The organism is Sphingomonas sp. PvP056 (assembly GCF_040549155.1).
Lineage (GTDB): Bacteria > Pseudomonadota > Alphaproteobacteria > Sphingomonadales > Sphingomonadaceae > Sphingomonas.
In genome coordinates, this window is record NZ_JBEPST010000005.1 from 63,378 (window position 1) to 78,713 (window position 15,336).

At 63.8% G+C, this 15,336-nt stretch carries 8 protein-coding genes; 1 reads left to right on the forward strand and 7 read right to left on the reverse strand.

Annotation, left to right across the window (positions count from 1 at the left end; all coding sequences use genetic code 11):
- Positions 1-212 precede the first annotated feature (212 nt).
- The 6 genes from ABIC17_RS13270 to ABIC17_RS13295 all read right to left on the reverse strand — a co-directional run bounded on the left by ABIC17_RS13270 (position 213) and on the right by ABIC17_RS13295 (position 12,212).
- Entirely contained in the window at positions 213-2,579 is a 2,367-nt protein-coding gene (locus ABIC17_RS13270) for a GH92 family glycosyl hydrolase (RefSeq protein WP_354282442.1), read from the reverse strand.
- A 64-nt stretch (positions 2,580-2,643) separates the two neighbouring features.
- Positions 2,644-3,690, reverse strand: a complete 1,047-nt coding sequence (locus tag ABIC17_RS13275) for a glycoside hydrolase family 43 protein (RefSeq protein WP_354282444.1) — start codon at positions 3,688-3,690, stop codon at positions 2,644-2,646.
- A gap of 93 nt (positions 3,691-3,783) precedes the next feature.
- Positions 3,784-6,816, reverse strand: coding sequence for a TonB-dependent receptor (locus ABIC17_RS13280; RefSeq protein ID WP_354282446.1), 3,033 nt, complete (start codon positions 6,814-6,816; stop codon positions 3,784-3,786).
- 425 nt (positions 6,817-7,241) lie between these two features.
- Positions 7,242-8,639: a Gfo/Idh/MocA family protein gene (locus ABIC17_RS13285; RefSeq protein WP_354282448.1), complete on the reverse strand. Its 1,398-nt coding sequence runs from the start codon at positions 8,637-8,639 to the stop codon at positions 7,242-7,244.
- A gap of 34 nt (positions 8,640-8,673) precedes the next feature.
- Positions 8,674-10,800: a glutaminase family protein gene (locus tag ABIC17_RS13290; RefSeq protein ID WP_354282450.1), complete on the reverse strand. Its 2,127-nt coding sequence runs from the start codon at positions 10,798-10,800 to the stop codon at positions 8,674-8,676.
- On the reverse strand, positions 10,800-12,212 hold the full coding sequence (locus tag ABIC17_RS13295) for a glycoside hydrolase family 125 protein (RefSeq protein ID WP_354282452.1): 1,413 nt from the start codon (positions 12,210-12,212) through the stop codon (positions 10,800-10,802). The genes ABIC17_RS13290 and ABIC17_RS13295 overlap by 1 nt, the downstream gene beginning before the upstream one ends.
- Before the next feature lie 303 nt (positions 12,213-12,515).
- On the opposite strand from ABIC17_RS13295, the gene ABIC17_RS13300 reads away from it, so the two are divergent.
- The gene (locus ABIC17_RS13300) at positions 12,516-13,949 is read left to right on the forward strand and encodes a glycoside hydrolase family 125 protein (protein WP_354282454.1); all 1,434 of its coding nucleotides are present in this window, start codon (positions 12,516-12,518) and stop codon (positions 13,947-13,949) included.
- An 8-nt stretch (positions 13,950-13,957) separates the two neighbouring features.
- On the opposite strand, the gene ABIC17_RS13305 is transcribed toward ABIC17_RS13300, so the two are convergent.
- Positions 13,958-15,145, reverse strand: a complete 1,188-nt coding sequence (locus tag ABIC17_RS13305; protein ID WP_354282456.1) for an ROK family transcriptional regulator — start codon at positions 15,143-15,145, stop codon at positions 13,958-13,960.
- Positions 15,146-15,336 lie beyond the last annotated feature (191 nt).

The window sequence follows — 15,336 nt, forward strand, 5'->3', positions numbered from 1 at the left end:
AGCAGGATCGTGCAGCCCCTCGCGGCGCAGCGCGGGCTTATAGGGTCCAGGAAGCCGCGACAGCCCCGGTTCTGCAGACATCCGACCGAACGCGGCTTCACCCATAGGCCGCGGTCGCTGCCCAGGCGGGGATCGCCGCGGCAACCGTGAGCGCATCTGCGCCCGCGGTGATGCCCCGACGAGCCCCGCCATTCTCTCGTTCGGCGCCCCGGTCAGCGCGCGACCGGTGCGCTCATCGAGAAAGGCGCGTTCGCCTTGGCGCTGCCCCAGCGCGTGTTGGGGGTCGGCCCCATCACGAAGCGGAGCGTCCCGCCCGCCTGAAGCGCCGCGCGCGACAACCACGGCTTGTCATGCGGCTTGCCGTTCAGCGTCACCGACTGGATGTAGACGTTCTTCGGCCCGTTGTTGGGGGCCTCGATCGTCAGCACCTTGCCGCCCGGCATGGTCAGGCGGACCGACCGGAACAGCGGGCTGCCGATCGCATATTGGCCGACCGTCGGGGTCACCGGATAAAAGCCCATCGCGGAGAAGACATACCAGGCCGACGTCTGGCCATTGTCTTCGTCGCCCGGATAGCCATCCGGCGTCGCCGAATAGAGCTTTGCCATCACATCGCGGACATGGCCTTGCGTTTTCCACGGCTGGCCGGCCCAGTCGTAGAGATAGGTCATGTGCTGGATCGGCTGATTGCCGTGGGCGTATTGCCCCATGTTGACGATCTGCATCTCGCGCGTCTCGTGGATCACCGATCCGTAATAGCTGTTGTCGAACACCGGCGGCAGCGTGAAGATCGAATCCAGCTTGTCGGTGAACTTGCGATCGCCGCCCTGCAGGTCGATTAGTCCCTGCACGTCCTGCATCGCCGAGAAGCTGTAATGCAGCGCGTTTCCTTCGGTGAAGGCATCCCCCCAGGCGTAGGGGTTGAACGGCTGCATCCAGCTGCCGTCCTTGTTGCGGCCACGCATCCAGCCGGATTGCGCGTCGTAGAGCTTGCGGTAATTCTGCGCCTGCGCGGCGTATTTCTTGGCATCCGCGGTCTTGCCCAGCGCGGCGGCGAGGCGCGATAGCGAGAAGTCGGCGGTGGCATATTCAAGCGTGCGCGCGGCGCTCTCATTGATGCCGACATCATAGGGCACATAGCCGAGCTTGTTGTACCATTCGACGCCTTCGCGGCCGACCGCGGTGACAACCGCGCCCTTCTTGTCCTTCGGTCGCCCTTCCGAGGTCGTCGCGTTCTTGACCATCGCCTCGTACAGCGTCTCGATGTCGAACCCGCGCACGCCTTCCAGATAGGCGTCGGCGATGATGTTGGCGGAGTTGGACCCGATCATCACGTCGCGCTGTCCCGGGCTCATCCATTCGGGAAGCCAGCCGCCTTCCTTATAGGCGTTGGCCAGCCCCTGCATGATCTGACCGTCGAGTTCGGGCCGGACGAGCGCGAAATACGGGAAGACCGCGCGCCAGGTGTCCCAGAACCCGTTGTCGGTATACATCGGCCCATCGTGGACCTTGCCGTCATACGGGCTGTAATGGACCATCGTGCCGCGCGCATCGATCTCGTGGAACTGCCGTGGGAACAGCAGCATTCGGTACATCGCCGAATAGAAGGTGCGCTTGTTGTCGAGATCGGGATCGCTCACCCGGATGATCCCGAGTTCCTTCTCCCACGCGGCCTTCGCCTTGGCCTCGGTCGCCGCAAAGCTGTCGCGACCGATCTCGCTGTCGAGATTGCGCTGCGCCTGGTCGGCGCTGATGAAGGACGAGGCGACCTTGACGCCGACCTGCTCGCCGTCGCGCGTCCTGAAGCTGACGACCGCGCCGACATGGCCGCCCTCGCGCGTGGTGTCCGCGCCGATCTGCCAATTGTCGTCCCAGGTGCGGCTGACGCTGAAGTCGTGGTCGAACTGCGCGACGAAGTAATTGTGGAAATTGTCGGGCACGCCGCCGTGGTTGTTGCGGACATAGCCGGTGATCCGCCGGTTCGCCGCGTCGATCTTGACCATCGACCCGCCCGCCAGCCCGTCCAGCAGGATGTGCGCGTCGTCGCTCTTGGGGAAGGTGAAGCGGAATTGCGCGGCGCGGTTGGTCGGCGTCACCTCGGCGGTGACGTCATAGTCCGCCAGATAGACCTTGTAGTTGTAAGGGTGGCTGGTCTCCGCCTTGTGGCTGTACCAGCTCGCGCGCTCGTCTTCCTTGATCTTGAGCGGGCCGGTTTCCGCGAACAGCGAGAAGGCCGCATAGTCGTTCATCCACGGGCTCGGCTGGTGCGTCTGCTTCAATCCGTTAATCTTGAAATCATGGTACATATAGCCCCAGCCGCTGCCGGGCTTGCCGGTCACCGGGGTCCAGAAGTTCATCCCCCACGGCACCGCGACCGCGGGATAGGTGTTGCCGTAGGACAGTTCGTGGGTGGAATCGGTGCCCATCAGCGGGTTGACCAGATCGACCAGCGATTCCGCGGCTTCTCCCCGCTTCTGCGCCATCGCGGGCGAAACGAGCAGCGGCGCTGGCAGACCGAGGCCGGTGACGGCGAGCAGCGCAAGGCTACGCCCGGCGGTTGCTGCAAGAAGGGTCTTCACGTCAGGTCTCCCGGAGAATGCGGTTCGCGGCGGACGGATGCGGCGGACGGCGTCCGCCATCCGGTCATTTCCGCCGTACGATCGGACGCAGGGGTGCGCCGCTGTTGGTGAGCACGACCGGCTTGATAGAGCCGTCCGCGGCAAAGGTCATGCGATCGATCGCGATCTGGCGATGTTCGCCCTTGTCGTCGCCGAGCGGGCGGCGGTGGTAGACGATGTACCATTCGTCGGTGCCGGGCACGTTGACCACTGAATGATGCCCTGCCCCGCGCGCGATCCGCGCATCCTCCGCGAGGATCGTGCCCTTGGGGGTAAACGGCCCGGTCGGGCTCTTTCCCGTCGCATAGGCGACGCGATAGTCCGATCCGGTCCACGCGCCCTCGGACCACATCAGATAATAGACGCCCTTGCGCTTGATGACGAACGAGCCCTCGACATAGCCCGGCGGGGTGATGTCCTTATAGGTCGTGCCGTCCGCGAAGGGCCGCACGCTGCGCAAGTCGTCGCTCAGGCGGACGATATTGCACTGTCTCCAGCCGCCGTAATAGAGATACACCTGACCGTCATCGTCGCGATAGACGAACGGGTCGATCGGCTGCGCCTTGTTGTGGAACGCCCCGATCAGCGGCTTGCCGATCGCATCCTTGAACGGCCCGCCAGGCTTGTCCGCGACCGCTACGCCGATCCCGCCCTGCTGCGCGTCGCTCTGAATGTCGTTCGCGCCGAAGAACAGGTAGTAGCGGCCCTTGTGTTCGATCGCGGAGGGCGCCCACACCGCATAGCCCGCCCACGCCACGTCGGCGACGTCGAGCACATGGCTGTGCTTGGTCCAATGAACCAGATCGGGCGAGGAAAAAGCGTTGAAGAAGGTCTGCTGGAGATAGGACGGCCGCACCGTATGCTGTCGGCGCAGCTTGACCTGCTCGGGCGTGAAGGATGGCGAAACGTCGGGCTTCCCCGCGTCGTCGGAATAGGTCGGGTAGATCCAGTAGCGGTCGCCGAACACCCGGATCTCGGGGTCGGCATACCAGCCCGGAACGATCGGATTGCGCGCCGCGGCCGGCGTGGCGACCGCCAACACCGCCAGTGCGGTCATTCCCAGCCGGTTCATCGACACATCATCCTTGCTCCCGGATCAATAAAGGGCGCGGCACCGCCTGGGGAAGCGGTGCCGCGCGACGTACTCGAGGAGGGGTACGTCGCCTCAGAAAGTCCACTGCACGCCGCTGTAGAAGCGACGTCCGGTGTACTGGCTGGAGTAATAGCGCGCAGTCGTGTCGTTGCCGAGATGTGCGCGCTGTTCGGACTTGGTCAAGTTGATCACCGAAGCGGTCAACGAGATATGATCGGTAAGGTTATATTGCGCGTTCAGATCGACCTGCTCGTATGGATCCGAATAGACGTTCAGCCCGGAAACGATCCCGCCGACCTGCTCGCCCTTGCGATTGTACGACGCGCGCAGCAGCACGCCATGCTTTTCGTAGAAGACCGAGGCATTCCACTGCGTCTTGGCGCTGCCGACCAGCGGCGACGTCCCGATCTTGGTACCGTTGAGCGACACGTCCGCGGTCGACGTATGGTTGTAGGTGAAGTTCACCTGCGCCCCGAGCCCGAAGTCCAGCGTGTGCTGGGCGTAAAGCTCGACACCCTCCGATACCGCGCTCGCGCCGTTCGCCTGGGTGGAATATTGCCGCACCAGGACTTGCTGGCCCTGCACATTCTGGGTCAGGTCGAGCACCAGCGGGACCACGAAGTTCTTCACGTCCTTGCGGAACAGCGCCGCGCCAATCACCGATCCGCGGTGAAAATACCATTCCGCACCAAGGTCATAAGCCCAGGCCGAGAAGGGTTTCAGGCCGAAGTTGCCGCCGTTGCCGGACCAGCCCGCGACTTCGCCGAACTGGTTGCGGTCATACGTATAAGCATCGGAGTTGAAGGTGAGCGAACGTGCCGCCGCCAGATCGTTGAATGCCGGGCGCGCCACGACCTTCGAAACCGCACCGCGAAGCAGCACGTTGCTGGTCACGTCCCACGAGATGTTGAAGCTCGGCAGGACGTCCGTGTAGCTCTTGGATTCGTTGTTCGGGCTGAATTCACGGACTTCGCGCTGGCTTTGCGGCAGCACCTGGCAATTGCCGTCGGCGCCGATCGGGGGCGGGCTGAACGGACCGCCGGGTCCGTCGCGGCAATAATCGATCTCACGATAGATCGTGTCGGTCGACGTGCCCGACTGCTTGGTATTGGCGACGCGCACGCCGATGTTCCCGCGCACCGGCCCGGCCTTGAAGTTCGCCTCGACATAACCAGCCCAGATCCGTTCCTTTATCTGGTACAGGTTCTGTGGCTGCGGCACGGTGACCGCGTTGCCATAAGTCTTGTTCAGATAGCCGAGATAGTTGTCGAGGTTGATGCCGGGGAAGGACGTCGCGGTGAACCCGCCCGGAATGTTGCTGATCGGATTGCTATAGAAAAACGAAGGCTGCGCCACCGCGCCCTGCGCCGTATCCTGGAACCGCAACAGGGTTGCCGGATCGGCATACCAGTTGAGTTCGCCCGTCTGCCGCGTGATCTTGCCGTCGCGCCATTTCGCGCCGACCTGGATTGCGTCGAGAACGCCGCCGAACTTGCGCGTGACGTCGACCTGTCCGTATTTCTGTTCGATCGAACTGTTGGTGAAGCCTGACCCGGTCGACCCGGTATCGATCTGTGCGACGCCGTTCATCAGGTTCTGCTGGAGTTCCGGCGAGAACGCCATGGCCAGGCCACTGCCGCTATAATCGTACGAGCTCAGGAAGTTGCCGTTCTGCGTCACCGTGCCGGTCAGGCGCGGTTTGGCAGCGACCTGGAATTGCTGCGACGGTCCGCCGGTCGATCGCGTCTTGCCCGCGATGAACGACACCGAAAGGCGGTCCTGCGACCAATCGCCGTGCAGATCGAACGTGTTCGAAACGTCCTTTTCCTTGGAGTAGATGCCCGCGATCTGCGGCGTTTCCATGGTGCAGATCGGCGTCTGCGTCAGGCATCCCGTCCCGGCGTTCGGCACCTGGAACGTCGCGGATTGCAGGACCGTGTTGCTCTTGTCGAACTTCGCCGCGGTGAAGAAATTGTCATACCCCCATTCGGGGATCTTGACCACGTTCGTGCGGGTTTCGCTGTTGAGCTGGAAGCGGAAATAATTGGCGGTCAGCCGCAAATTGTCCATCGGCTTCCATTCGAGCGTCGCCTGCGCGCCGATCCGCTCACGCTCCGATACGAGGATCGATTCATTGACCGACTGGGGCGCCCAATAGCCGTTGTAATGCTGGCCGGACTGAGTCGTCTCCCCACGATCCTGCGACCAATAAGAGACGGCGGCATCGTTCGCGATCGGGCGGCCATTGACGTCGGTCGCCTTGATTCCGTCGCGTCCGCCGTCAGTCCACCACTGCCAACTCTCGGTTGAGCCGTTCATCTCGCGGTTGGTGCGCTTCTGGTACGTCCCGCCAAGCAAAAGGCCGAGCGTGCCGGACGCATTATGCCATGACAGCTGGCCGGACACTTGCGGTTCGACCTTTTCGGTGACGTCTGCGATCGTACCTTCCGCCGAAACGAACCCCGACCACGGCTTCAGGTCGAGCGGACGGCGCGTGTGCAGGATGATCGTGCCGCCGACACCACCTTCATCGAGCCGCGCCTCGGGCGATTTGTAGACATCGATGCTGCCGATCATGTTCGACGGCAGCAGCAGATAGTTGAACGACCGCGATGGGTCTCCCGTATCCGCGCCGGCGATGAAATTGCCGTTGAGTTCGGTCAGCGTCAGGTCGGATTGCAGGCCACGAATGCTGACCCGGCTGCCCTCGCCGCCGTCGCGCTCGATGACCACACCCGGCACGCGCTGGAGCGAATCGGCGACGTTCTTGTCGGGGAACTTGCCGACGTCTTCTGCGGTGATGACGTCGATGAAGGCATTGGCGTCGCGCTTACGCGCAAGGCTGGTTTCGATCGAGCGGCGATAGCCCGTGACGACGATATCATCAGCCGTGACCCTGACCTCTTGACCGGGGGCGGTGGTTGCCTCCGCTGCGGGTGCTGGGCCCTGGTCAGCTGGCGCGGTCGGTTGTTGCGCGTTCGTAACCGGCGGCGTTGCTGTTTGCGCCTGTGCTGCCCCGCCGCAAATGACGGCCACGCTTGCCGATGCCAACAGCTGTCGCAGCAGCCGCGCTTGAATCGACGAAGATCCGTAAATCCGTGCCATCCCCAAATCCCTCCCCATGCCGAACACACGTCCGGTACCATTGTTTTTTATAGGTCTGGGTTTCTCCCCGACGTTGGCAAAATCAGAAAATTAAATTAATTTGTCAATTAAAAGATTGCCGGAACATTTGTTTTTGTTGCTGATTAGCGTGAGTGATCGTCGCGCAACCAATGGTAGCGCGATCATCGCGAGTGATGGCTGCGGACGAGTGATCGGTCCGCGCACGACTTCGACATGACAACACGCGACCGCTGGCGGTCGTCGCCAATCGTCACGGCTTTCGCTCACTCATATCGGACGGCAATATTGCCACCCGGCCGCTCTATGGATGTGAGAGGGCGGTTAGCCGGTACACGCCCGCCCCCACCTTCCCGGGTCAGATTCAGCCTAGCCGCCAGTATCGTTGGCAAGCGCACTACCGATCCTCACAGCGTCCACCCCTCACGGTACTGACGATCCAGGAATTGATTGGCCTCGGGGAGATTGGTGACTTGCCCCGTCTGCCCGTCGTACCGGATCGGCTGGCCGGCGCGCATCGCAACCATGCCGAGCAGCATCGTCTCGTTGAGCGTCACCGCATCTGCAAACGGAGAGGATGCTTTTGCTTCCCCACGGATGGCCGCGATCCAGTTCATCTCATGCCCGTCACGTCCGCCAGCGATCCGCGGCAGTGATTGCGGGATCGCCGCGGCGCGCTCGGCGGCACCGTCGCCAAACACGATGGGCTTCTCGCCGTACGTTTCGTGCATCAGCATGCCCTTCTCCCCGATGTACAGGACACCGCCGCCAGGGGTCATCGTCACGCCCGTCGGCAAGCCCGGCGGGGTCGGCGGCATCAGCCCGCCGTCATACCAGGTCACGCGAAGCGGTCCGCCCGGCGCATCGGCAAAGTCGAAATAGGTCACCCCCGCCAGCGGATAGCTGCCGAGCTCGACCGGCGGCTTGTCGTCCCATAGATCGGTGTCGCCGCCCCAGATCGAATGCCGGTTTTCGACCGCCGTCGGCACGCCCAGCGAGAGCGCCCAGACCGGAAAATCGAGGAGATGCGCGCCCATGTCGCCCAACGCACCGACGCCGAACGGCACCCAGCCGCGCCAGTTGAAATGCGCGTAATCGGGGTTGTAGCCCCATCCGACCGTCGCCGGCCCCAGCCAGACGTCCCAGTCGAGGCTCGCCGGCTTCGCGACGGGCGCAGGGCGGGCGATCCCTTGCGGCCAGACCGGGCGATTGGTCCACGCGTGCACCTCGCGCACGCGCCCGATCGCATTCCCGCGGATCAGCTCGACCACGCGGCGACCGTCGTCGCTCGAATGGCCCTGATTGCCCATCTGCGTGACCAATTTGGGCTTTGACGCGGCGAGATCCCGCAGCACCCGCCCCTCTCGCACGGTATAGGTCAATGGCTTCTGGACGTAGACGTGCAGGCCGCGCTCCATTGCCATCTTCGCGGCAACGGCATGATGGTGATCGGGGGTCGCGATGAGCACCGCGTCGATATCGCGCTGTCGATCGAACATGCGCCGATAGTCGTTGTAATGGGTGGCGCGGTCGTAGGCGGCGCGCAGCGTGGTCATCGTCGGCTTGGTTGCGCCGGCCTTGGTCACGAAAGCACTTGCGACATGATCGAAATCGACATCGGCGATGGCCACGATGTTCTGGCTGGTGAGCTGGCGCATGTTGTTCGCGCCCATGCCGCCCCCACCGATCACGGCGACGTTCACCCGGTCGCTCGGTTTCAACCGTCGTGCGCCCGCGACCGCCGGAAGAGCGAGTGCCGCGGCGGCGCCCAGCATCGTGCGCCGCGAGATGGTGGTGGGTTTCACATTGCTCTCCTGTTCTGAATTTGCGCGCGCGCCCTCATTCGGCCTTCTGCGCCCGCGCCGCCCATTTGGACCAGACCGCCGGTGTCGCGAGCATCTTCATGTACACGCCGCCCACGACGGCGCGTGCCTGGAACCCGATCTGTGCGCCATCGGTCGTTTCATACCAATCACTTAACGGCACCCTGCTGGGCGTTTCAAGCATGTAACGATGCACCGGCGCGATCAGCTGTGCGAACGCTGCAGGATCATCGGAGAGGGTCGCGCTCCACGTGATCCAGTCCAGCTTCGTATAGGTCTTGCGACTGTCGAGCGGCACGCCGTACTTTTGCTGCTTCTTGAGATAGAAGGCGACTTCCTGGCGCAACAGCGCCTTGGGGAAAACGTTGCGGCCAAGCACCTTGTCCCATGCGAGATTGTACTTCTGGCTCCACGTGCCAGGTCGATCAAAGGCGAGCTTGGTATGGTCACCGTCCTGCGCCATCGCCACCCACTTCACCGCCATTTGCCGTGACAGCGTGCGATAGCGGGCAGCTTCGTCCTTCTTCCCCAGCAGGCGGGCGAGTTCGGCATAGCTGTCCAGCGCGCTGATCGCCTTGATCGACAGGTTGGTGTTGTGCGCCAGATGGCCGGCGAAATCATCGGTGCTCAGCTGGTTCTCGGGGTCGAGCCCCTTTTCGCGGAGATACGTCGCCCAGCGTTGCAACAGCGGCCAATATTGCGCGGCGAAATCGGCATTGCCCCGGATCTTCGCCAATGCGCCGATCATCAGCAGCATGTTGCCGCTTTCCTCGACCGGCATCTGGTCGTCCTCGGTCCGCTCCCCGCCCCCGTAGACCTGGCCGTTGGCTTGCGGATACGTCCCGATGTCATGCGGGGCGAAGGGAAACCGCCAGCGCGGCATCGAGGCATAGTCGAGGATCGGGCGAAGCTGCGCTTCCAGCAGCGTGGGGTTGAACAGCAGGAAGAACGGCGACGTCGGATAGGTGATGTCGACCGTGGCGATGCAGCCGTTGCTGAAATTCTCCTTGGAGAAATACAGCGGACGGCCATCGATATTGGCGACCAGCTTGTGCGCGGCGAGCGTCTGGCGATAGGCGACGACCGCAATCTCCGCATAGGGGCGACCACCGACCCGCTCCAGATCGGCGATGAGGTCGCGATCGAACGCCTCGCCCCGCTTGCGTAACGCTGGTTCGTCCGCCTCCGCCTTGAGCAACAGGTCGGCCATCGTCATCCCGTTGCGACGCCAGTAGGCGGGCAGCCGCCGCTTGAAATATCCGATCGCGTCGATGTCGTCATAGGCGAGCATCGCCCGCCGCGTGTCCGCCGCCGCGCCGACATCGCCGAAGTCCGCCAGCATCGCCATCGCGGGACGATCCTGATGTGCGAGGCGCGGCATCGCCATGTCGTCCGCGATTGGCATCTTGCCGGTCTTTAGCAAAATGTCCCGCGCTCGCTCGCCGAGCGTCGCGGTGGTGGTCCCGGCCTGGCGCGGCACGGCCAGTTGCGCCCAGCCCCAGTCGATCCGCAGATTGTCGCCGACCTTCTGCAACACCTGCTGCGTGTTCGTGCCGATGTGCTGTACGGTCATGTCGCCGACGCGGCTCGTGCCCCAGACGACGCTCTGCTGATCATTGTCCACCGCCAGTTGCGCACCGGCGTCGAAGTACAGCTGGACTGCGTGACGGCCACCATCGGTCGCGCGGACCGTCCAAGTCAGATAGGTGACCGGTCGCGACAGCACATCAAGATCGTCGGGTAGCGCGGGGGTGAAGAACGTCGCGGTCAACCGCACGCCGCCGCCCTCATAGTCATAGGTGGTCCGCGTCGGCGTCAGCGCGCGCGATGTCTGCCGCATCGCGTCACCGGCCCCGCCCCGCCCCATGAAGCGGAGCGCCTTGCCATCGACGCGCAGCCAACCGGTCATCGGCTGGTCCGTCCCCGTCCAGTGCCGGGTCGGTTGCTCGGTCGTCGTGTCTGCGAAGCTCCAGATGCTGAAATAGGGGTCGTGCGCGATCAACGGCGTTGCGGGGGTGCGGGTCGTGACGGGTTCCTGCGCGCCGAGCGGTGGCGCGAACACCGCGCCGCCCAGCAGGGCAACGGTCATCGCACGCAGCGCGATCGACTGGATGGCGGACGTCTTCGGTATGGCGTCCTTCATCAGATCACCGCGCGGAGCAAATGGGGTTTGGTACTTGCCAGATGCACCATCAGTTCGCCGAACAAACCGTTTGCCCACGCAAACCACGGTCGCGTGAATTTGCTCGGATCGTCCTTGTGGAAGGTTTCGTGGATGAACCCGGTCCCGGCATCGGTGTCGCGGATCACCTTCAAGCATGCGCGAATCTGGGTGTCGTCGTTGCTCGAGAAGGCGCGTACGATCGTCGCCATTGGCCAGATCAGGTCGAAGCCTGCATGCGGCCCGCCAAGCCCTTCGCCAGCCTTGCCGCGGACGAACCACGGATTGCGATCGCTCCACGCAGCCGCCTCGGTCCGCCGCCAGATCGGATCGTCCGCGGGGGCGCACCCCAGGAACGACAGACCCGACAGCGAAAGCTCGCAGCAATCGTCGAGGAAGAGCGCGTTGCCGAAGCCGTCGACTTCGAACGCCCACACTTCGCTTCCGTCCGCCAACCGCATCCGGCCATGCGCCGCAAGAGCGGCCTCGATCTCGCCGGCGAGCGTTGCCGCTTCCCGCGCAAGGTCTGCGTCACCGCGCGCACCCTGCGCCACTTCGGCCAGTTCGCGTAGGGTCTTGGCGGCAAAGATGTTGGCGGGGATCAAGAAGGGAAGGATCGTGGCATCGTCCGAAGGGCGAAAGCTCGAGTGGATCAGACCGACCTTGCGGGTCGGATTGCCGACGCCCCACAGCTGCGTCTCGGTCGGCTGGATATCGCGACGCTGGAAGCGGTACGGCCCGGCATCGGTCGTGCGTTGTTGCTCGCGGAAGGTGCGGATGATCGCGCGCGCGGACTGCGCCCATTCGGCGGTAAAGGGCGTACGATCGCCGGTCGCCCGCCAATAGCTCGAGGCAAGCCGGAGGACGTAACATAGCGAGTCCACCTCCCATTTCCGCTCCGCCACACCCGGCTTCATCGTCGTCTGGTCATGCGCGGACGACGGCAGGTCGGACCGAGCGGCCGGGTCCTGCAGGAACGCATTCGCATAGGGATCGATCAGCACGCATCGCGCCTGACGCGCGATCAGACCGCGAAACAGCGCGGTCAGCGGCTTGTCGCGCTTTGCCAGATGGAGGAACGGCCTGAGCTGCGCCGAGGAATCGCGCAGCCAGAGACACGGTATGTCCCCGGTAATGACAAAGGCGTCGTCTGCGGTCACCGACAGTACGGTGGTATCGAGCGTGTTGGGATAGCAATTCTCGAACATCCAAGCGAGCTTGGGGTCCGCGATCATCCGTCCGACCCGGCTGATCTCGCGCTCGACCGCGGGACTGTGATATTTCCGATCGGCCGGCTTGGGGCGTTGGGAGACGTACATCGACCCGGCCGCTGCGGCAGGGTGCACGGCCAGCGCGGCAGTGGCGAACAGCATCGTTCTGCGGTCGATCAGCACGTCAGATCGCCGTCCAACGCGATTGTCCGAAAGAATGCGCGCATATCCCCTCCTCCATTTCGGTCGACGCAAGCCAACCGTCTCGTTCGAGGCCGCGCCCGTTGCAGGCTGCGGCCAAAGACCATCCGATGCGACCAGACAGGCAGCATCTGACCACACTCTGTCGCCCCGACTATGCATCGTCAAGCAATCTTAAACTTACTTGTTTTTTTAATTGCAGCCTCCCGACCCCGGTGTCACATGACGTGGATAGCGAGAAGACTATGGGCCGGCCGGAGCGCTTGCCGAAACAGGGAGAGTTCCATGCCCGTCACCCGACGCGATGTGTTGGCCGCCGCCGGCGCAATGACGATTTCGACGATCGCACCACGACCCGCGCTTGCCGCTTCGTTCGTCAGCCGACGGCCCCCCGTGCGGGATCGGAAGTTTCTCAGCCGGGCCGTGGAGAGCGAATTGTCGCGGATCAAGGCGCGCATCGCCGACCCGGAAATCGCGTGGATCTTCGAGAATTGCTACCCCAACACGCTCGACACGACGGTGTTCGCAGGGTCAATCGACGGCAGGCCGGACACGTTCGTCATCACCGGCGACATCGACGCGATGTGGTTGCGCGACAGTTCGGTACAGGTCGAACCATATACCCACCTGATGCGCAATGACCCTGCGCTCCGCACGATGGTGCATGGCCTGATCCAGCGGCAGGCACGCTGCATCCTGATCGACCCTTACGCCAATGCCTTCGTTCGTGACCCCAACGCCAAATCGAACCTGGATTCCGCGACACTCGATGCGACCGAGATGAAACCCGGCGTCGCGCAGCGCAAATGGGAAATCGACTCGCTTTGCTACCCGATGCGGCTCGCGCATGATTACTGGCAGGTCACGCGGGACAAGACGCCGTTCGACGCCATCTGGGCCAAGTCCGCCAAGCTGATCGTCAGCACCTTTCGCGAGCAGCAACGCAAAACCGGCCCTGGCCCGTACACCTATCAACGGCTGACCAAGATCCCGACCGACAGCCTGATGCTCGACGGATATGGCCCCCCTTCGCGCAAGGTCGGGCTGATCCATTCGATGTTCCGACCGTCCGACGACGCCTGCGTGTACCCGTTCCTCGTTCCCGCAAACCTGTTTGCCGTATCGAGCCTCCGCCAGGTCGCCCGCGTCCATCGCGAAGCGCGCGGCGACACTGCGGCAGCGACCGATGCGGAGGCGCTGGCGAACGAAGTCGAGGCTGCTCTGCGCGCGCATGCGATCGTACCCGACGGACAGGGCGGAAAGGTCTGGGCGTATGAGGTGGACGGATTCGGCAACTGGCTGTTCGCCGACGATGCCGGGATTCCCAGCCTGTACGGACTGCCGCTGATCGAAGCCGCGGACGCGCGGGATCCGCTGTATCAGCGCACCGCAGCGCTCGTCTGGAGTCCGCGCAATCCGTTCTTCGTGCAGGGCAAGGCCGCCAGCGGCATCGGCAGTCCGCACATGGGATTGGACAAGGTCTGGCCGATGGCGATCATCGCGCGCGCGATGGTATCGACGGATGAAGGCGTGATCCGCGCGTGCCTGCGCGACCTGAAGGCGACGCACGCGGGCACGGGCTTCATGCACGAATCCTTCGACAAGGACGATCCGGCCAAATTCACACGTCCGTGGTTCGCCTGGGTCAACGGCATGTTCGGCATGATGATCGCCGATCTGGCGAAGACGCATCCCAAGCTGCTGGAGGAGCGGTATTAGGCCGGGCGTTACTCGGTCGGCGACTGGAAGACGAGATCGTTGAACGGGAGGATCGCCGCGCCGAGCGCAGGCGCGTCTGCGGCGAGTTGCGCGGTCAGGACCGGAACCGTCGGGACGATCTGGTCGTCGATGCTGCTGACCCGTCGCGCAACCGCTTCCGCCAGCTCGTCGATGAGCGGCAACGGCAGCCTGCCCCCGATCACGATCGCGCCAGGATCGATCAGGCAGTTGATCGTGCCGATCGGTTGCGCGAGCGCGTCGGCGGCGCGTTCGATCCACGCCCTGACCAATTCGAGGACAACGGGCCCGCTGGTCATCAGGTCGGTCGGCGCGATGTTGGCGAAGTCCCGCGCGACGAGGTCCGCGCGCAAGGCAGAAAGCGACGCGATCGACTGAAGCGACTTTCCGTCGCCGTCGTTCAGAAAGCCGATGCGTCCGGCGCGGCCGGTCGCGCCCTGATAATAGCTTCCATCCACGACCATCCCGCCGCCGAGGCCGGCGGAGAGCAGGATGTAGAAGAAGCTGCGGTGGATCAGCCCGCTGCCGAACCGCGCCTCGCCGATCGCCGCCGCCGCCGCATCGTTTTCGATGAGGATCGGCCATGGCCCCAGTTCGGTGAACAAGGCGGGGAGATCCACCGTGTCCCATTGCGCATAGTCCGCAGGGCGACCGGGCAAATCGACCCGGCCCAACCCGCCGGGAAGCGCAACGCCGAGGCCGATGATCCGATCGGGCAGCACCAGTTTCTGCGCAAGCAGTTCGGCGACCCTGTCGCGGAGGAACGCGAGAACCTGCTCCGGCGACGCGTAATCGGTTTCCTGCGTGTAGCGTGCGCGGACTGCACCGGTCAGATCCAGCGCGACGATGCTGACGTGATCGCGATCGACGTTGACCCCGAGACTGAAGCAGCCATCCGGATCGACCGCCAGCCTTATCGCGGGCATCCCTCGAACGCCAGTCCGTCGACCCTTCTCGAAGATGAAGTTCCGGTCAAAGAGCCTCTGCGTGATGTTGGCGATCGCGGCGGCCGACAGGCCGGTCTGTTTGGCGAGTTCCAACCGCGTGCATTCGCCCGCGCGCTGGATCGCCTCCAGCACGATTCGCTCGTTTCGCGCGCCCGCACGCGCCGGGTTCGTCCCGTGGAGCGCCGGTCCCTGCTGTTGCGTGCTGTCGTCGATCATCAGCGGCCTTCGCATGCCAAAGCCTATCCTTCAATGCCGGCGGAACGGCGAGAGCCTCGCCTGATTACTCCACCCTTCCGCAAGCGTGAAGGTTCGGCGACCCGGCTCCCCCCTGCCCGGGACATACCGACGGGATGTTTCCTCTAATAATCTAGAAAGTTTCTTTTTAATTGACGGCGAACTTTCATTGGGGGAAAGCTGCGTGA